Genomic DNA, 19,164 nt, shown 5'->3' on the forward strand with positions numbered 1-19,164 from the left:
CAACATGATACATCTGTAATTGGTTTTAAGAAAACTCTATTTGAATTGAATGCGCAAAAGTGTATCAATCATTAAATAAAAATGCTCAACGTTTTCCTTTAAAAAAATCTTTCAGCAAGGCAGCACATTTTTCTGTTTCAATTCCCGAAGTAACTTCTGTTTTCGGATGTAAAATATTATTGAATCTTGAATAACCCAATTTCATATCAGAGGCTCCGTAAACTAATCTTCCTATTTGTGCCCAGAATATTGCGGTGGCACACATAGTACATGGTTCAAGAGTTACATAAATAGTGCAGTCGGGTAAATATTTACTGCCGAAATAATTGCAAGCAGCCGTAATAGTTTGCATTTCTGCATGTGCAGTAGGATCATGTAATCGTTCAACGAGATTATATGATTGCGCAATAATTTTTGTATCCGAAACAATCAATGCACCCACGGGTACTTCATCTTCCTGCAATGCTTTTTCTGCTAATGCAATTGCCTTCTGCATAAAATATTGATCCGGGTTTAGTAATATTCCCATCCGGCGAAGATAAGTGTGGGAAATAAAAAACCCTGCTTTTGCAGGGCTTTAATTCGTTTACAGCGTATGCTCCATTGGAGCCGTGTGGCTGCTGTACCTCAGTACTTGATCAACAATAACATGTCGGGGAGATTGCATTATTGAATCTAAATCTGCTTTGCTTTCTTCAATTGATTCTAGCAAAAAATTTAAATCGGAATTAATTGCTAATGCTACTTCAAACGACATACGTTCTGTTGTTTCCATTTCATCGTACGAGTATCTGATTACATCATCTTGAGTAAAATCTTTTATCATGCATTGCATTTTAAGGTGAAAAAAAAATTGCGGCATCTCAATGTGAAAGCCGCAATCTAAACGCATTATAAAATGCAAGTATTGTATCAGATGCTGATATTTTTTTCTACTATCATCTTCCTCATATTTATCAAGGCATAACGCATTCGACCTAATGCAGTATTTATACTAACACCAGTCATATCTGCAATTTCTTTAAAACTTAAATCGCTGTAATGTCTTAGTATCAACACTTGGCGTTGCTCTTCAGGTAGATTGCTTACAAGTGCACGCACTTTATCAACTGTCTGGTCATTCACCAAGCTGTCTTCAATATTTTTATCTTCTAATCCCAGCACATCAAATATATCGAAGTCCTCTCCCGTGTTTACCACAGGCATACGTTTTCCTCTGCGGAAATGATCAATACACAGGTTATAACTAATACGCATCACCCAAGGAAGGAATTTGTCTTGCTCCCGATAACGGCCGCTGCGCAAGGTATCTATCACCTTGACAAACGTATCCTGAAAAATATCTTCTGCAAGAAAACTATCCTTCACCATAAAATGGATGGATGTGTAAATCTTATCTTTGTGGCGGTTGATTAAAACTTCAAGAGCTGCTTCGTTTCCTGACATGTAAAGCTTCACTAGCTTCTTGTCAAGCATGGTTTGAATTTGCATAACTTTATAAGGTTGAGAGATCATTAAATAATACTTCTTAAATGTTTAGAGTAGAAGTGAACCTTATAAGCTTTTTTTGTTTTTTGAAGTTGAGTAATAATTGACTGAACAAATATATAATTGTTTTGGCATTTTCAAAACAATTAGTCAACGGATACGATTAAATTTTCTTAATGTTTCAAAGATTTGACATAAAAACCTAAAATTGTCAAATTATAATTTAGAGAGGGAGGCGAGAATTGGAAAAAATAAAAGTAAAGCGCAGAGCGAAAGAACCTGTGATAGCAGAGGCTGAAGAGAATTCACAAAATGGAATATTTATAAAAGGTGCCCGTGAGCATAATCTTAAAAATATTAATGTTTTTATTCCACGCAATAAGTTAGTAGTGGTTACCGGCGTCAGTGGTTCGGGTAAATCATCTCTTACTATTGATACACTATATGCAGAAGGTCAAAGACGGTATGTTGAAAGTCTTTCAAGTTATGCCCGTCAATTTCTTAACCGATTAAATAAACCGGATGTAGATTATATAAAAGGAATTTGCCCCGCTATTGCATTAGATCAAAAAATAACTACAAGAACAACACGCAGCACCGTAGGTACACTTACAGAAATTTATGATTATCTCCGTTTGCTGTATGCTCGTGTTGGAAAAACATTTTCTCCGGTGTCGGGTGAAGAAGTACAAAAACATCAGGTGAGTGATGTTGTGGATTATTGTGATGCATTACCTGAAGGAAGCAGATTATATATTTTGGTTTCTTTAAAAAATGATGCTAAGAAATCTATTGCCGATGTTGCAAATATTTATTTACAAAAAGGATTTACAAGATTTCTTATAGGAGATGAGATTGTAAAAATTGAAGATATTATTGAGGATAAAGATTTTGCAAAACAAAAAAAGCTGAATGCGTCATTACTCATTGATAGAATAATTATTAAACCGGGTGATGAAGAAAATCAACAACGGATAGCAGATTCTGCAGCAACTGCTTTTTATGAAGGAAATGGGGAATTGATTTTATTTCTGGAAGATGGTGAAAGCAGAAAATTTTCAAATCGCTTTCAGGCAGATGGAATTTTATTTGAAGAACCATCCCCCAATTTTTTTAATCAGAATAATCCCTTTGGTGCATGCAAACGATGTGAAGGATTTGGTACCATAATCGGTGTGGATTCGGATTTAGTTATTCCCGATAAATCAATGAGTATTTACCAGGGAGCAATTGCATGCTGGCGCAGTGAAAAAATGAGTAGCTGGAATGAAAAATTAATTCGCTCTGCTACAAAATTTGATTTCCCAATTCATAAACCCATTAATCAATTAAGTCAGAAGCAAAGAGATTTATTATGGGAAGGCAATGCATATTTTTGGGGCTTGAATGAATTTTTTAAAATGCTGGAAGAGAATGCATATAAAATTCAATATCGTGTGTTGCTTGCAAGATATCGTGGACGCACTGTTTGTCCGGAATGTAATGGAACACGTATTCGTCAAGACGCCAATTATGTGAAAATAAATAGTAAATCAATTGGTGATTTATTAGTAATGCCGATAGAAGATCTCACACAATTTTTTGATACAATACAATTCACAGAATACGAACAAAAATTAGCAAACAGATTACTAATTGAAATAAAAAATCGTTTGCAATATATGCTTGATTTAGGTTTGGGATATTTAAATCTAAACAGGCGCAGCAATACATTATCAGGTGGAGAAACACAGCGTATAAATCTTACTAGAACATTGGGAAGTAATCTTACTTCTTCATTATATATTTTAGATGAACCTAGTGTTGGATTACATCCAAGAGATACCGGAAGATTGGTGCGTGTTTTAAAACAATTGCGTGATCTTGGAAATACAGTTGTAGTAGTGGAACATGAAGAAGAAGTGATTCGCAGTGCTGATCATTTGATTGATATCGGACCAGAAGCAGGAGTGCATGGAGGCAATGTTGTTTTTGCGGGAAATTATGCAGAGATGAATGCAGAATCAAAAGGATTAACTGCGGCATATTTACATGGCAATATGCAAATTGAAACTCCAAAAAAACGTCGCAAGCTTGTGAATTTATTGCATTTGAAAAATGCATCCATGCATAATCTAAAAAATATTTCAGTAACAATTCCTCTGCATGGATTAACAGTGGTAACCGGCGTGAGTGGCTCAGGAAAAACTACATTAATTAAACATGTATTCTATCCGGAGTTAATGAAGTTAATGGATAACGATTCGGAGAGCACAGTGCTATCCATGATGCTGACCGGTGATTGGAGAAAAATATCGCAAGTAGAAATGATTGATCAAAATCCAATTGGAAAATCGAGCCGATCAAATCCAGTAACTTATGTAAAAGCATACGATTCTATTCGTGAATTATATGCATCACTCCCGGGCTCAAAAGCTCGTGGATTTAAACCCAGTTTTTTTTCTTTTAATGTGGATGGTGGCCGCTGCGAACATTGCAAAGGTGAAGGAGAAATAATTGTGGAAATGCAATTTTTAGCTGATGTGCATTTGCAATGTGAAGATTGTAAAGGCAAGCGATTTAAACCTGAAATACTTGAAGTGAAATACAAAGATAAATCCATTGCAGATGTTTTGGAAATGAGTATTGAAGAAGCAATTACTTTTTTTAAAGATCATCAGGAAGTGGCAACAAAAATGCAACCACTGGCAGATGTAGGATTAGGATATGTGCAATTAGGACAAAGCAGTAATACATTGAGTGGCGGTGAGGCACAGCGTGTAAAACTTGCTTCTTTTTTAGGAAAGGGCCGCACAAAAGATCATATACTTTTCATCTTTGATGAACCGACAACAGGTTTGCATTTTCATGATATACGCAAGTTGTTGGATGCATTTAATGCATTGATAGAAAGTGGCCATAGCATATTAGTGATTGAACATAATATGGAAGTAATTAAATGTGCGGATTGGATAATTGATTTAGGTCCGGAAGGTGGTGAAAAGGGTGGCTATCTTCTATATGAAGGAAAGCCTGAAGGATTAATATCTATACCCGAAAGTTATACCGGAAAATATCTGAAAGAAAAATTATAATATTTAATGCTATCAACAATACTTATCATTCTTTCAGGTGCATTTGCCCTGCTAATAATTGTCGGAATTTTTTTACCCTCAAAAATTTCTTTTGAAAGAAATCTCAGTATAAATGCAGATAAAAAAATAATATTTTCTTATTTAGAAAATCTGAAACAATGGGAAACTTGGAGCGCATGGAGCACACAAAATGATGCATCCATTATTTTTACATTTCCCAAAAAATATTCCGGCACCGGTGCAATCATGCAATGGAAAGGAAAAAAATTGGGAGCAGGCAGAATGGAAATTCTAAAATCCAATCCGAATCAACAATTGGAAATGCAACTCATGTTTAATAATAGTGGCTTTCGCATTTACTATTTTTTTACATTGAAAGATATTGGAGGAAGCACTCATGTGCAATGGGAAGCAATCGGAAAAATGCGTCGCATTGGTATCGCAAAAATTATAGCATTGATGTTACCAAAATGGATGGGACGTGATATGGAAATCGGATTAAAAATTTTAAAACAAACTGCCGAGAAAAAATAATATTACCCGGAACTTCTAAAAGAAAAACGCAATCGCAATTGTTCGCCGATTTGTTTAAAGCTTTGGAAATTAAGTGGAAACTCCAACACCACATGCAAGAAGCTTAAGAAATATAAAGCCATTAATCCTGTGTAATAATTAGACGCATATAATACAATGCTAATTATCCAAAGTGAAATTATTACAAAAAGTTGCTGCTTGGGAATTTTATGCCACTGAATAACTGATGTTTTACTAAACCAATTGAGATAGTGATAAGTGTATGCATACGCAATAAAACGGGTAATTAAAATGCCAGCGCTGCTGTAATATACAGTCTGTCCATCGGCATCAGGTACATTCAGAAAAGAATGAAAAATTTGCTGATTTAAAGAGTACAAAGAAACATCATAACTGCGCTTAGCATATTCTGAAATTTGATACCCAGCGCCATTGGGGAAAATAAAAAAGAAACTTATTGCGCAGCCTATAAATACAAGTATGGATAAATAACCGGAAGTGCTTTTACTTTTTAATGCACCCACCAAAATAAATGCGCCGGTAAAAAGAAATACATGAATAAGTGTAGGTAAAAACATAGAAAAGACAACACGGGAAAATTCAAACTTTCTTATCAATAATCCAATCAGCAATAACAATCCAAAACTCAACCACCGGTAGGCATTATTTTTTACCATAATCATTATTAATGAAGCAGCAAAAGCAAAAAATATTATCCCGGGATTTATATCACTAAAAAAGCGCATCATAGCGGCAATGTCTTCTGTAACAATCAAATTTCCACTTGTATCTTTCGGACCATAAGTAGTATATACATAACCAAATACTCCCGGAAAAACAATCAGAAGAGTAAGTAAAATAAGAAGTATATAATCATTTTTTCGTGGTGCAAAATAATTGCGTTTATGCAACCACGAAATTTCTGTGAGATAATGCAAAGGGCCGAGAATTGCATAAGAGAACAAAAACAATTCGAACGGAAGAATGAATGCAATTACACATGAAATCAACATAAGTGCAATGTTCAAGAAATTGACTTGCGAAGTATTCATCCTGTAAAATTAGAAAAAACAAAATGGCATATAAATAAAAAACCACCACTGTGATGAAGTGGTGGTTTTTTTATTTAATATTTCGCTTTTGCATTAATCGCTGCATTCACGGATTCTATTTCTTTATCAATCCAGTAAGACCCTCTCGGATCATCACCTATTAAATTTATCTTATCTAAAATATTGCGGAATAAAGTTTCTTCTTCATGTTGTTCAGCAACATACCATTGCAAAAATTGATTAGTGGAATGATCCTTTTCGCTTAAACATAAATCCACAAGTTTATTAATGGAATCAGTAACAGTTATTTCATGCGCTAATACATCTTGAAATAAATCAAGCAATGTTTTAAATTCTGACGGCGGTTGCTGAATAGCCGGAGCTACAGCATGTCCACCAGTATCATTGATGTAATTAAAAATTTTCATCATGTGCATGCGCTCTTCATCCGCATGACGATTCATAAAACTTGCACATCCCTGCAATCCTTTGGTATCACACCAGGATGCAGCAGCAAGATAATAATTAGAAGCATAAGCCTCCACTTCAATTTGCTTATTTAAAGCAGTTTCAATTTTTTTATTTATCATAATACCTTATTGTTTTTAATATAAATTTTCAACGTTTTGTTTGTTCGATGAATATAAGCAATTTTCCTGAGGAATCCAATCTGATAAATTTGTTTCTGCATGATTTATTTCTATCGAAGCGGTTTGACCAAATTTCGGACAATCACATTTTTCACCACCTCTAAAAATATTGCAGCCGGCACTAAAAAATAATACCGAACCCACAATTGCATAAAATAATAACACTCTTATTTTCATAGCTTAGCACGCATTTTTAGTAAAACGAAGGTACACAAATAGTATTTTGGAAAGCGGCAATTCAAAAAAAAATAATAGAAAAAAAATAATTGTTGCACCACTCGATTGGGGCTTGGGGCACGCTACTCGCTGTATCCCTATTATTCAACATTTAATGCAGAGTAATTGCGAGGTTATTATTATTTCCTCCGGTCGTTCACTGGTGTTGTTAAAAAATGAATTTCCTCATTTTACGATGTATGATGTATCTGCCTATAATATAGAATATCAACGTTCGGGAAATTTTATTTTAAAAATTGGGATGCAATTATTTAAAGTATTTAATGGAATTCGCACAGAACATTTAGAATTAAATAAAATTGTAATAACAGAAAAGCCTGATTTAATAATTGCAGATAACAGATATGGAATGTATCATCCGAATGTTCATAGTATCATTATCACGCATCAGTTAATGGTGAAAATTCCGGGGATAAAATTTATGCAATCAATTGTTAAACGATGGTTGTATTATCGCCATAAGAAATTTGATGCAGTATGGGTTCCGGATATGGAGAAAGAACCAAACATTGCCGGAGATCTTAGTCATGCAGGTATTAAACCTCGTAACATAAAATATCTTGGAGTATTAACCCGATTTAAGAAATTAAAAGAAACACCTCCTTCAACAGGAAAAATTCTTGTTATTATTTCCGGTCCGGAACCACAACGTACGTTGTTTGAAGAAATGATTTTAAAACAAGCGGCAATACTTACTTATCCGTTTATAATTGTGCAGGGAAAATCAGAAAAGCAAGAGATGAAAATGTTAGACTCACACATTCAAATAATATCGCATTGCAATAGTGATGCGCTATTTGCTTTAGCAGAAGAAGCTGAAATAATTATTTCCCGTGGTGGTTACAGTACTTTAATGGATCTTTCTCAATTGAATAAGAAATGCATTTTTATTCCAACACCCGGACAAACAGAACAGGAATATCTGGTGCAACAACTCTCAAAAAATAATCAGGTATTATATGGCAAACAAGAAGATTGCAATATTGGTGAATTGATAGAAAAAATCAATCAATCAGATATCAGATTTTATATTCCTGCGGATACACAATTTTTTAAGCAAGTTGTGAATGATGCAATTTCTTCAATAGATTAAATATGCAAGACCTTACTTTTTATTTCACTTCCGAAAAATAATTTTGCATGTTTATCAAAATTTTCTGCATCATCTGTGGTGTAAAATGTGCGTGTGCCTTCTTTACTGCAAACCGTTTCTATTTCGGGATGTCGTATTAAATAATCCGCAAGACTTTTTGCAACAATACTATCCTGACTAATCAATTGAATATGCGATGGCAGGTATTTCTTTATCTGCTTCTGCAATAAAGGATAATGCGTACAACCCAAAACAATAGTGTCAATATTATTTGATTGTGCTAATAATTCTTTAATGTATTCTTTAATAAAAAATGTAGCTCCTTCACTTTCTATTTCATTATTTTCAACAATAGGAACCCACATAGGGCAGGCCTGTTGAAACACTTGTAACTCAGGAAAAAAATGTTGTATTTCTATAATATAAGTACCAGATCTCACTGTGCCTTCGGTAGCAAAAACACCCACATTTCCAGAGGTGGAATATTCACCAACAATTTCTGCTGTTGGTCGGATTACACCAAGCACCCGACGTTTAGAATCTGTTGCCGGTAAATTTTTTTGCTGGATATTACGCAATGCTTTTGCCGATGCCGTATTGCATGCAAGCAACACCAACTGACATCCCATTCCGAATAAATTTTTCACATGCTGCCATGTAAATTCATACACCGTTTCAAAAGAACGATTTCCATAAGGTGCTCTTGCATTATCACCTAAATAGATATAATCATATTGGGGCAAAGTTTTTACAATTTCTTTCAGTATGGTTAATCCGCCATAGCCTGAATCAAATACGCCGATTGGTCCTGATTTGCGATCACTCATAGATTGAATAAATATAACAACATTGTACAACTAAAAAAGGCGCACCTAAGTACGCCTTTTTATTATTTAAAAAATTAATTATTGCAAATTAAGTTTGGTTCTTACCAATGGTGTAATATCTATCAGGTCCTCACCCACATATACCAATGCACCCACACTGCTATCGAGGATATAACTAAATTTATTTTCTTTACCTACATCCTGTATGGCATCATTGGCTTTCTTAAGTACGGGCTCATACAATTCTTGTTTTTTCTTGTCCACTTTATCTTGAGATGATTTTTCAAAATCGCCAATGCGTTGTTGCAAACCCACTAGATCTTGCTCTGTAGCTTCACGTTTTACATCTGTCCAGGTAGCGACATTTTTATTATAATCATCTAATTTTTGTTGGTATTCCATTACATACAAACTGTATTGCTTTTGCAAATCATTTGCAAGGGACTGTAATACCGAATCCGCCTTTTTTATTTCAGGCATCTGGCCAAGTAATTCAAGTGAATTCACATAACCAATTTTTGTTTGTGCCTGTGTCAGGCCAACACATAACAGTAAAATTGCAACTGTTGTAATTACTCTAGATTTCATTGATGTATTTGTTTTAATTAATTATTTGTTTGTATTCTGTCCGGGTGTAATGCCCATACTGCGTAGCACATCATCACTCCTGTCATTTTTAGTATCGGCAAATAAAATTGTAGTACTATTTGCTTTATCAAAAATAAAATCATATCCCCGTTCTTTTGCTAATTTTTCTATAGCTGTATACACTTTATCCTGAATCGGTTTAATAAGTTCTTCTCTTTTTTGAAATAATTCACCTTCATAGCCAAACTTTACTTTTTGATATTCTTTAAGTGCCCGTTCTTTATTTTCAATTTCCTGAATGCGGGATTTCTTTACTTCTTCTGTCAGCAAGTATTGTTCGTTTTGAAAAGCCCGATAAGTATCATCAATATCTTTTTGTTGTCTGGCAATTTCTGCTCTCCAGTCTTCAGAGAATGTATCTACTTTCTTTTGAGCGTCGCTGAATTCAGCCATATTGCTTAGAATATATTCTGTATTCACATATGCAAAACGCTGACTGAACGCAGTAAACACTGTAAATAAAACGATGGTGGTTAGGAGTATCTTTTTCATAATAAATTTTTTATTCAGGCTCAAAGCCAAGAATTATGCTAAACTTTCCATTTTTTCCAATGTAATCAAAAAAGCCACTTGCAGGTTGTAATTCTCCGGGCCATACTTCATCAAAGCGAACACCGTAATCAATACCTAATAAACCAAACATGGGCAACCAAGCTCTCATTCCAATACCCGCTGCACGTTTCACATTAAAAGGATCAAAGGATGCAAAATTGGGGTATAAATTACCTGCTTCCAAAAAGGCCATACCATAAATTGTTGCGGATGGATTTAATGAAATAGGATATCGCATTTCAATTGAATATTTTGTGAATACCGGTTCTTGTCTCGGTGTTGTTGTATAAGGGGTGATCGTAAATACTTCATAACCACGTAATGCAATGATATCTGTTCCATAAAAATTAAAGTTGGAAAGTCCGTCGCCACCTAATTGGAATCTTTCAAACGGTGAAACACCAATGCTTTCATTATAATATCCTAACAACCCAAATTTAATTCCTGTACGCAAAATGAATTTTCCAAAGGTTGGAGTAAACCAGTCCGCATTAAATTTCCATTTATGATATTCTATCCATTTATATTTTTCATCATTGGGCATGTCCGTATAATCCTTATCATTAAATAATGAATAAGGTGGGGTAAGCTGAACGGAGAAACTGATATTAGACCCTGATCTTGGGAACTGTGGATTATCCGTAGAATTTCTTGATATGGTTTCTTTTAAACTGATATTATTAGAAACGCCATCTTCAATAATAAAGCCTTCATAATCATCCAACGAATAAATTTGATAACTCACTGTACTTAATAAAGTAAAATAATCATCAGGCCATTTTAATCGTATTCCATAGCCTAATGAAATACCGGTAGTAACAAAACTTCCTTCAACGGTTGCAAAATTTCCATCATCATCATCCGCATAATAACTTCTGTAAAAACTCGTGGAAAGTGAGTTCGGTTTTTTACCGCCAAACCACGGTTCAACAAATGCAATATTGTAGGATTGATATCTTCTGCCATTGGTATTAATACGCAGTGAAAAAGTTTGACCATCACCGGAAGGAACTGGTTTCCAAGCGCCCTTTTTAAACATTTGACTCAAGCTCCAGTTATTAAAAACGATACCCGCCTGCAACACCACGCCACCATAAGCTCCACCTGCATATCCGGCAGATAATTCCAATTGATCGGATGGTCTTTCCACTACAGTATATTCAATATCCACGGTACCGGTTGTAGGATCGGGAATTGGATTGATACCAATTTGTTCGGGATCAAAATATCCTAATCTTGCAATCTCACTTTGAGATCGAATTAAATTTGTTCTGCTAAATTTTTGACCTGGTAATGTGCGCAGCTCTCGTCGGATTACATGCTCATTTGTTTTTGTATTTCCCTTAATGGTAACTTGATCAATTGTTGCTTGTGGTCCTTCCTGAATACGTATTTCCAAATCAATGGAATCACCGATAACAGCAACTTCTACAGGAGTAAGTTGAAAAAATAAATAACCGTCGTCCATATATAATGAAGTAATATCACCACTCACCGGATCAAATCGCAGTTTACGTTCTAACAAACTTTGATTATAGATATCACCTTTATGAATCCCCAACATGGAATCTAATCTTGAATTATTATATTTTGCATTTCCACGCCATGTAATATTGCGGAAATAATATTGAGTACCCTCTTCAACATAAATGTCAATTCGAATATCACTATTGGTTATATAGTAAACAGAATCACGTAAAATTTTGGCATCTCTATAGCCTTTGGCATTGTAAAGCGCAATGATTGAATTTTTGTCTTTATACAAATCATCCTCTTTAAATTTTGATGAACTGAATAAACGAAATTGAATACGGTTACCCGCAAAATCACGCAAATTATTTATTGTAATATTGGTAAGGGCATAATAAAATATTCCCAATGGTGAGCGTTGTGCATTCAAACTATCTTCCGGATCTTTATAAAAAAGATCAACATAAGTTTTGGTTTTGGTATCTTTCATTGCACCCTTCAATTGCCTATCGCTGTAAACCGTATTGTTATAAAAAGTAATATTGCCAATTTTCGTTTTAGGCCCTTTATCAATATCTAGAAAAAGTATTACCCAACCTTTTTGTAAAGTATCCGGTTTTTCAAATATATCTATTGTCACTGCCAGAAATCCTTTATCGGCAAAATAATCTTTGACTTTAGATTCAATATCACGCTTCACAAATTCAGTATATGGAGTACCTCTAACGATATCAATTTTTTCTACTATATCTTCTTCTTCACCTTTTGTTAATCCGCCCGGTGAATATCTGCTGATACGAGGTAACTCATCTAATCTTATAATCAGAAAAGCATCATTACCACTAAATTTTTCTACTTCTATTTGTACATTGCTGAATAATCGCAGCTTCCAAAGATTTTCAATAGCATTGCTAATTTCATCACCTGGGATATTAATTGTAGATCCAATAAATAATCCACTGCGTGCAATTAGACTCGGTTCATCTAATGATTTAATTCCTTCGATTCTAATACCGGCAATATCATATTGTTTTTGTTTTCCAAAGTCAATCTGATTGGGATCAATACCATAATTCTGCGCAAAACTATTTGCGCAAATAAAAAAACTTATAAATAATAAAATACCTTGTAAACCCCGCATCATTTCACTTGTATTTGCTCACTTATTTTTCCAAATCGGCGTTCACGGCCTTGATAATCATGCAATGCTTTTACAAATGCATCCCGATTAAAATCAGGCCATAATGTTTCGGTAAAATAGAATTCAGAATATGCCGATTGCCATAATAAATAATTGCTGATACGGTATTCACCACTTGTGCGAATTATAAGTTCCGGATCTGGTATATCTGAAGTGGTTAAATGTTCTTTAATAAGTTGTTCATCTATATCACCTGGTTCAATAATTCCCTCCTGCACTTTATTAGCAATTAATTGCATTGCATGTTTAATTTCCCAACGGCCACTATAACTTAAAGCCAACACCAATTGCAATTCCATATTTTGAGAAGTAAGATTAATCGCATCATCTAATTGAATGCGGCAGTCTTGAGGAAGAGATGTCATATCACCGATCATACGAATGCGCACATGTTTATTATTAAGCTCAGGAGTTTCTTTACTAATGCTTCGAATTAATAATTCCATTAAAGCATTTACTTCTTGCTGCGGTCTGTTCCAATTTTCTGTAGAAAAGGCATATATAGTTAGATATTTTACACCAAATTCTCTACAAGCTTCCACAATTGTACGAACGCTCTCCACTCCCTGTTGATGCCCATAAATACGAGGTTTATCATGCCGTTTTGCCCACCTGCCATTGCCATCCATAATAATGGCGATATGTTGCGGAATGCGGTTAAGATCAAGTAGGGTATTTTCTGACATCGTGCAAAGTTACCAAATAGGTGATGGTTTAATTATAACGCTTTTTATTGCCACCGGGCGAAGGACATTTCAGCTTTACAAAAGTGTATGAAATAAATAAACCGGCATGCATATACGAATCATCATGATTGGGATCGCCACGTTGTTTACCGTTGATTCCAATAGGCTGTGTATCCAATAACTCACCAGATCTGTCTGCCAGTGCAACCACTGTTTCACCATTTGGCCCCGATGCCAAAATAGTTGGATCCACATATTTACTGCTCACATCATCCAGGTAATCTGTAAATAATTTATTCCAACTAGCTTCCAAACCTACAGTAACATTTTTACCAATCGCAAATTTAAATCCGCCACCAATAGGAACAATTACCTGAAGCCGGTGGTAAGGATCAATTCCGGTGAGTTCTGAAAATTGTTGTCCTTCTGTTCCCAACGGTTGCAACTCAATCCAATCACCATTATAGTTTGCTTTAGGATTAAAATAAAGTGCCCCTATTCCAATAAACATAAAAGGCGAGAACCAATCTTCTTGTCGCAAGCGGTTCAGTTCAAAAAAATTAAATTCTATCCTTGTTGTCGCCTCAAACAGATTGCTTTTAAAACTGAGATTGCGTGCTAATCTAAAAGTATCAGAAGCCATTGCATCATCTCCCGCAGTGCTGCCATAGGCAACACCAAAATAATAAGCAATACGTGGATTTTTATTATACCGGTAAAATAATCCTGCGGCAGGCTTTGAAAATTGGACACTATTGAGATTATAATTTATATCTCCAAAGGAGTGTGATAAACCACCCCATATTCCATACTCTCGCTCTTGCGCCATTAAAGAAACAGTGCTTAATAAAAGAACAAGTAATACGATATGTTTAAGATTGTAATACAACTGCATAGTTGGGCCGGCAAAACTACAAAACTGCAACCTGAACGTAGTTTTAAAACATAAAGTATTGTTATGTTTATTATCAAGCAAAAACATCAAGCAAAAAAAAGAGCGGCCTTAGCCGCTCTTTTTATTAAGTGTTTTCACTTACTTATTGATTACCAAAGGATGTTGATTCATTGTTCCGTTTGGAAAGTGTATTACAACTGAATACATGCCACTTGCAAGGTCAGGTAAATTGATATTTAATATCTCTCCTGAATATGATTGTGTATGTGTCATTGCAAATACTTCGCTGCCGCTGATATCATAAATTTGAATTATCAGCTTCGCATTTTCTTCGGCTGTAGTAGAAATATTAAATGATTCACTTGTTGGATTTGGCCATAATTGAGATTCAATTTCTGACTCAGATGCAAAACGACAATCTACTATTACCTGTACAATATTGGATACTCTTCCGCAGCCATCTAATGTGGATACAACTCTGTATTTTCCGGTAGTGGTTGCTTCATAAATATTAGCGGTTGCTCCGATTATTTCAACGCCATTCCTATACCATTGATAAGTTACTGTAGCATAATAATCTACTGAAAGAACAACTGAAGAACCATCACAGATATAGGAAGTTCCTGCGGGTGTTATTGGCAGATTTTTATAGTAAGTAACCTTTACTGAGTTTGAAGTTGCCGCATCGCAAACTCCATTGTCAACAGTACATGTGTAGTGTCCTGATTCTGTTACTGTAAGTGAAGAACCAGTTTCACCACTGATATCCATTCCATTTCTTTGCCATTGCAAATCTCCGGATGAAGCTGTTGCAGATAATAATACACTGCCTTCATAACAAATCTTATCCGGACCTATTGGTGATACACTTACACTTGCTTCTTCAACTACGGTTACTGTAATTGTATTGGAAACGAATGCTCCATTTGATACTGAATAATCTCCACTTTCTGTAGCTGTAATTGATTGTGTTGTTTCGCCTGTGCTCCAGATATTTCCGGTTGCTTCACTTGATGTAAGTATTACTGATCCACCTGCACAGAATGTGGTTTCTCCTTCTGCAATTATAGTAACTTCTGTTCCGCAAGATTCTACTGTTACTTCAACTGCTTCTGCTTCTCCGCTACATCCTTTTGCATCGGTTACTGTAACACTATAACTTCCGCTTTCAGTTACATTAATGGATTCGGTATTTGCTCCTGTACTCCATAAAATATCGAAGTAAGAATCTACACTTAGGTTCACACTACCGCCATCACAGAATGTAGTCGGACCATCAGCAGAAATCTCAGGAGTTGGATTTGCATTTATTGTTACATCTGTATTTTCTGATGTTGCACTACATCCGTCTTGTGTTACTGTTACACTATAAAGACCTTCGGAAGATGCAACGATTGATGCACTTGTTTCGCCTGTGCTCCACAAGTAAGAATCACCTGCGGATGCAGTTAGCATTACGCTGCCACCTTCACAAAATTGAGTATCGCCATCGGCTGATATTGTGGCTTCCGGATTTGCATTTACGGTTACTGTAATTGTATTGGATGTGTTATCTCCGTTTACACATGAGTAATCTCCACTTTCAGTAACTGTAATTGATTGGGTGGTTGCTCCTGTGTTCCAAACATTTCCTGCTTCTTCACTTGATGAAAGTATTACTGATCCGCCTTCACAGAATGTAGTTGGACCATCAGCAAAAATCACAAGCTCAGTACAAACTTCTGTGGTTACGGTTACATCCGATGATGTTCCCATACAGCCGTTGTCATTTGTTACAGTAACATTATAAACTCCTGCTTCATTTACATTAATTGATTCTGTGTTTTCTCCTGTACTCCATACAATATCGAAGTAAGAATCTACACTCAAGTTTACACTTCCACCTTCGCAGAAAGTAGTTAGACCATCAGCAGAAATAGAAGGGGTTGGATTTGCATTTACTGTTACATCTGTATTAGATGAAGTAGCACTGCATCCGTTTTCTGTAACTGTTACACTGTAACTTCCTTCTGATGTTGCAGAGATAGATGCACTTGTTTGGCCAGTGCTCCATAAGTAAGAATCACCACTTGATGCAGTTAGCATTACGCTGCCGCCTTCACAAAATTCTGTGTCGCCACCGGCTGAAATTGTTGCTACCGGAATTGGATTTACGGTTACTGCTACTGCATCAGATTCATCGGTACAGCTATTTTCATTTGTAATTGTTACTGAATAATTTCCACTTTCAGATACTGTAATTGATTGTGTGGTTTCTCCGTTGCTCCACAAGTAAGAAGATGCTGTATTTGCTGTAAGCATTACATCTTCACCTTCGCATAATGTGGTGGATCCATCAGCAGTTACTGTTGCTGTTGGATTTGGATTTACTGTAATTGCAATTGGATCGGAGATAGCAGAACAATCATTTTTATAAATGGTAACTGAATAGTCACCGCTTTCTGATACTGTTATTGAAGAAGTGGTTTCACCGTTGCTCCATAAATAGGAATCCGGTGAACCGGGAACATTTGCAGTAATAGTAACTGAACCACCTTCACAGAATGTGGTTGGGCCATCCGCTTCAAGTACTGCAACAGGATTTGGTGTTACATCTACTGCTAAAGTATTTGATGTGCGCACACATCCATCTCCATTATCAATTGTCAATGAGAAATCACCTGCTAAGGTTACTGCGTTTGTTTCGGTGGTTGAACCGTCGTTCCATAAGTAACTCCAATGATGATCGGGTGTGGTTAGGATAACAGACTCACCTTCACATAAGGTAGTTTCTCCTTCGGCAACAATTGTGATTGCGTCTGGGCAGTAGGTGTTGGTTAATTGGTAGCTTGAGTAATAGGTTGCAGAATAATTATCAACTTTTGCATAATAAATTCCAGGAACAAGATCAACTATTGTAAGGCTTGTTGTGCCATATCCAAAATTATTGCCCAAGCTGAAGCCTCCTGAATTGTATAAATAGATACCGTGGTATTGACTGAGATCTGATGTTAGTGTTGAAAGGGTAACCTCTCCCATTTCTGAAAGTGTAAATTCCCAATAATCTTCTGTATCATAAACAGTCCCGTTGCCTCGAAATCCAATATGCCCTTCCACAGTAGAATTTGTGAGCATCGGCGAAGCTGTTCCAATGGTTCCATTTGGCTCAGGGTCATTGGTATAAGGAGTTGGTGTAACAACAAATTCAAGCTCATATCCTGAATAATACGTAGAAGAATAATTATCAACTTTAGCATAATAATTTCCCGCTTGTAAGTTGAAAACAGTTATGCTAGCGCTTCCATAATTAAAATTGTTTCCTAAGGAGGTGGTTCCATTTTCATCATATAAATAAATACCATGGTACATGCCTGGATCCATTGAGATGTTTAAAGTAATTGCACCATCAGAAGTTGAAACTAAATGGTACCAGTCATTAGTATCGTAAGTTCCTCCATTTCTTCTGTAACTTATTCGACCTTCAACCATTCCGTTTTCAGGAACAGATACAGAAGCCAAAGTATAATCATCATTGAGTTCTGAATCGGCAGTGTATGTTGCTGATGTAGTTGTATATTGTAATTTATATCCTGAATAGTAGGTTGAGGAATAACTATCTACTTTAATATAATAATCACCAGCTTCCAGGTTTTTAACAATCACTTTAGCAGTGTCGTATTCAAAATTGCTACCTAAAGAAGTAGTACCATTATTATCATACAGATAAACACCAAAATATTGGCCTGTCTGATTGGTTAATTCAAGAGTAATAGTTCCTGCATCGGCCATTGAAACGGTGTACCAGTCTTCCGTATCAAAGCCACCTCCATTTTCTCTAAACCCGATGTGACCAGTTGTAAAGCCATCTTCAGCAATAGAAGTATTTGCTTCAGTGTATAAATCATTGGGTTCTGAATCATTTGCCGGAGTAGCCGGAGTAGCTGTGTTGGTTAGAGTATAGCCACTATAATAGGTGGAACTAAAATAATAAACTCTTGCATAATAAGTACCAGCTGCAAGGTTATTCTTTGTAAATGTTGCACTGCCAGTACCTTCAGCTGATCCTAGAGATGTAGTACCATCTGAATCATATAAATAAATTCGGTGATACATGCCGGGATCATGCACTAATTCAAGAGTTATAACTCCATCGTTGGTTGTATTGAAAATGTACCAATCATCGGTATCATAGCTTCCACCATTATACCTGAAACCTATATGACCAATAACAGATCCGTTTTCTGCCATAGTCAAAGCAGTTCCTGGGCTATCGTTGGGTTCAGAATCGTTAGCAAGTGTTGCGGGTGTTACCGTGTTTGTAAGGGTATAGTTACTCATATACGAGGAACTGTAATAATATACTCTGGCGTAGTAAGTGCCGGCAGCAAGATTATTTACTGTTTGGCTCGCATTGTCAAATCCTTCTGCAGAACCCAATGAAGTTGTTCCATCGGAATCATATAAATATATTCTATGATACATTCCCGGTTCGTGGTCTAAGTATAAATTTACACTACCATCATCGGTAGTAGTAAAAATATACCAGTCATTTTGATCGGTGGAGGGTATTCCAATGGTTCCGGATACAGAGCCGTTTTCAGCCATTGTTTCAGCGCCAGAATAAACGTCATTTGTAGGTTCGACGTCGGCTGTTGCCTGGAAGTGCATACCAATAAGCAGCACTACAATCATAAGTAAAGATTTTTGTTTCATAAATAAAATTTTTGGTGATCAATAAGGTTCCTAACAAAATTAAACTGAATCCATACAAACATTGA

At 35.7% G+C, this 19,164-nt stretch carries 16 protein-coding genes; 3 read left to right on the forward strand and 13 right to left on the reverse strand.

The window, feature by feature from the left end:
- Nucleotides 1-85 precede the first annotated feature (85 nt).
- From IPN31_16000 to IPN31_16010, 3 genes are all read right to left on the reverse strand, one after another.
- Nucleotides 86-529 (reverse strand): nucleoside deaminase, encoded by a 444-nt coding sequence (locus IPN31_16000; GenBank protein ID MBK8683378.1) that lies wholly within the window; start codon nucleotides 527-529, stop codon nucleotides 86-88.
- A gap of 57 nt (nucleotides 530-586) precedes the next feature.
- On the reverse strand, nucleotides 587-826 hold the full coding sequence (locus IPN31_16005) for a hypothetical protein (protein MBK8683379.1): 240 nt from the start codon (nucleotides 824-826) through the stop codon (nucleotides 587-589).
- Nucleotides 827-912: 86 nt separating this feature from the next.
- Nucleotides 913-1,491 (reverse strand): sigma-70 family RNA polymerase sigma factor, encoded by a 579-nt coding sequence (locus IPN31_16010; protein ID MBK8683380.1) that lies wholly within the window; start codon nucleotides 1,489-1,491, stop codon nucleotides 913-915.
- Between the two features lie 281 nt (nucleotides 1,492-1,772).
- Here IPN31_16010 and uvrA point away from each other — a divergent pair, with 281 nt between their 5' ends.
- Both uvrA and IPN31_16020 read left to right on the forward strand, forming a co-directional pair.
- Nucleotides 1,773-4,562 (forward strand): excinuclease ABC subunit UvrA, encoded by a 2,790-nt coding sequence (gene uvrA / locus IPN31_16015; GenBank protein ID MBK8683381.1) that lies wholly within the window; start codon nucleotides 1,773-1,775, stop codon nucleotides 4,560-4,562.
- Between the two features lie 6 nt (nucleotides 4,563-4,568).
- The gene (locus IPN31_16020) at nucleotides 4,569-5,096 is read left to right on the forward strand and encodes an SRPBCC family protein (protein MBK8683382.1); all 528 of its coding nucleotides are present in this window, start codon (nucleotides 4,569-4,571) and stop codon (nucleotides 5,094-5,096) included.
- A 2-nt stretch (nucleotides 5,097-5,098) separates the two neighbouring features.
- Here IPN31_16020 and IPN31_16025 read toward each other — a convergent pair whose 3' ends face one another.
- The 3 genes from IPN31_16025 to IPN31_16035 all read right to left on the reverse strand — a co-directional run bounded on the left by IPN31_16025 (nucleotide 5,099) and on the right by IPN31_16035 (nucleotide 6,975).
- Nucleotides 5,099-6,109 (reverse strand): hypothetical protein, encoded by a 1,011-nt coding sequence (locus IPN31_16025; protein MBK8683383.1) that lies wholly within the window; start codon nucleotides 6,107-6,109, stop codon nucleotides 5,099-5,101.
- Nucleotides 6,110-6,222: 113 nt separating this feature from the next.
- Nucleotides 6,223-6,738: a ferritin gene (locus tag IPN31_16030; GenBank protein ID MBK8683384.1), complete on the reverse strand. Its 516-nt coding sequence runs from the start codon at nucleotides 6,736-6,738 to the stop codon at nucleotides 6,223-6,225.
- A 15-nt stretch (nucleotides 6,739-6,753) separates the two neighbouring features.
- The gene (locus IPN31_16035) at nucleotides 6,754-6,975 is read right to left on the reverse strand and encodes a hypothetical protein (GenBank protein MBK8683385.1); all 222 of its coding nucleotides are present in this window, start codon (nucleotides 6,973-6,975) and stop codon (nucleotides 6,754-6,756) included.
- Nucleotides 6,976-7,129: 154 nt separating this feature from the next.
- Here IPN31_16035 and IPN31_16040 point away from each other — a divergent pair, with 154 nt between their 5' ends.
- Nucleotides 7,130-8,128 carry a glycosyltransferase gene (locus IPN31_16040; protein ID MBK8683386.1) on the forward strand — a complete coding sequence of 333 codons (999 nt, stop codon included), beginning with the start codon at nucleotides 7,130-7,132 and terminating at the stop codon, nucleotides 8,126-8,128.
- Here IPN31_16040 and murI read toward each other — a convergent pair.
- From murI to IPN31_16075, 7 genes are all read right to left on the reverse strand, one after another.
- Nucleotides 8,125-8,955: a glutamate racemase gene (gene murI / locus IPN31_16045; protein ID MBK8683387.1), complete on the reverse strand. Its 831-nt coding sequence runs from the start codon at nucleotides 8,953-8,955 to the stop codon at nucleotides 8,125-8,127. The two genes, IPN31_16040 and murI, sit on opposite strands and share 4 nt — an antisense overlap.
- A gap of 78 nt (nucleotides 8,956-9,033) precedes the next feature.
- The gene (locus tag IPN31_16050) at nucleotides 9,034-9,543 is read right to left on the reverse strand and encodes an OmpH family outer membrane protein (protein MBK8683388.1); all 510 of its coding nucleotides are present in this window, start codon (nucleotides 9,541-9,543) and stop codon (nucleotides 9,034-9,036) included.
- Nucleotides 9,544-9,564: 21 nt separating this feature from the next.
- A complete protein-coding gene (locus IPN31_16055) occupies nucleotides 9,565-10,095 on the reverse strand; it encodes an OmpH family outer membrane protein (GenBank protein MBK8683389.1) in 531 nt (176 codons plus the stop codon).
- Nucleotides 10,096-10,105: 10 nt separating this feature from the next.
- Nucleotides 10,106-12,769 (reverse strand): BamA/TamA family outer membrane protein, encoded by a 2,664-nt coding sequence (locus IPN31_16060; protein ID MBK8683390.1) that lies wholly within the window; start codon nucleotides 12,767-12,769, stop codon nucleotides 10,106-10,108.
- On the reverse strand, nucleotides 12,766-13,512 hold the full coding sequence (locus tag IPN31_16065; protein ID MBK8683391.1) for an isoprenyl transferase: 747 nt from the start codon (nucleotides 13,510-13,512) through the stop codon (nucleotides 12,766-12,768). Before IPN31_16065 ends, IPN31_16060 begins: the two co-directional genes overlap by 4 nt.
- A 28-nt stretch (nucleotides 13,513-13,540) precedes the next feature.
- On the reverse strand, nucleotides 13,541-14,407 hold the full coding sequence (locus IPN31_16070) for an outer membrane beta-barrel protein (protein ID MBK8683392.1): 867 nt from the start codon (nucleotides 14,405-14,407) through the stop codon (nucleotides 13,541-13,543).
- 138 nt (nucleotides 14,408-14,545) lie between these two features.
- On the reverse strand, nucleotides 14,546-19,099 hold the full coding sequence (locus tag IPN31_16075; GenBank protein ID MBK8683393.1) for a T9SS type A sorting domain-containing protein: 4,554 nt from the start codon (nucleotides 19,097-19,099) through the stop codon (nucleotides 14,546-14,548).
- Nucleotides 19,100-19,164 lie beyond the last annotated feature (65 nt).

This window comes from Bacteroidota bacterium (genome assembly GCA_016715425.1).
Taxonomy (GTDB): Bacteria; Bacteroidota; Bacteroidia; order Chitinophagales; family BACL12; genus JADKAC01.

What these genes read in the sequence shown, in the direction of transcription:
- IPN31_16000 (MBK8683378.1), bottom strand. Translation starts at nt 529, where the DNA reads ATGGGAATATTACTAAACCCGGATCAATATTTTATGCAGAAGGCAATT.
- IPN31_16005 (MBK8683379.1), bottom strand. Translation starts at nt 826, where the DNA reads ATGATAAAAGATTTTACTCAAGATGATGTAATCAGATACTCGTACGAT.
- IPN31_16010 (MBK8683380.1), bottom strand. Translation starts at nt 1,491, where the DNA reads ATGCAAATTCAAACCATGCTTGACAAGAAGCTAGTGAAGCTTTACATG.
- IPN31_16020 (MBK8683382.1), top strand. Translation starts at nt 4,569, where the DNA reads ATGCTATCAACAATACTTATCATTCTTTCAGGTGCATTTGCCCTGCTA.
- IPN31_16025 (MBK8683383.1), bottom strand. Translation starts at nt 6,109, where the DNA reads ATGTTGATTTCATGTGTAATTGCATTCATTCTTCCGTTCGAATTGTTT.
- IPN31_16030 (MBK8683384.1), bottom strand. Translation starts at nt 6,738, where the DNA reads ATGATAAATAAAAAAATTGAAACTGCTTTAAATAAGCAAATTGAAGTG.
- IPN31_16035 (MBK8683385.1), bottom strand. Translation starts at nt 6,975, where the DNA reads ATGAAAATAAGAGTGTTATTATTTTATGCAATTGTGGGTTCGGTATTA.
- IPN31_16040 (MBK8683386.1), top strand. Translation starts at nt 7,130, where the DNA reads ATGCAGAGTAATTGCGAGGTTATTATTATTTCCTCCGGTCGTTCACTG.
- murI (MBK8683387.1), bottom strand. Translation starts at nt 8,955, where the DNA reads ATGAGTGATCGCAAATCAGGACCAATCGGCGTATTTGATTCAGGCTAT.
- IPN31_16050 (MBK8683388.1), bottom strand. Translation starts at nt 9,543, where the DNA reads ATGAAATCTAGAGTAATTACAACAGTTGCAATTTTACTGTTATGTGTT.
- IPN31_16055 (MBK8683389.1), bottom strand. Translation starts at nt 10,095, where the DNA reads ATGAAAAAGATACTCCTAACCACCATCGTTTTATTTACAGTGTTTACT.
- IPN31_16060 (MBK8683390.1), bottom strand. Translation starts at nt 12,769, where the DNA reads ATGATGCGGGGTTTACAAGGTATTTTATTATTTATAAGTTTTTTTATT.
- IPN31_16065 (MBK8683391.1), bottom strand. Translation starts at nt 13,512, where the DNA reads ATGTCAGAAAATACCCTACTTGATCTTAACCGCATTCCGCAACATATC.
- IPN31_16070 (MBK8683392.1), bottom strand. Translation starts at nt 14,407, where the DNA reads ATGCAGTTGTATTACAATCTTAAACATATCGTATTACTTGTTCTTTTA.
- IPN31_16075 (MBK8683393.1), bottom strand. Translation starts at nt 19,099, where the DNA reads ATGAAACAAAAATCTTTACTTATGATTGTAGTGCTGCTTATTGGTATG.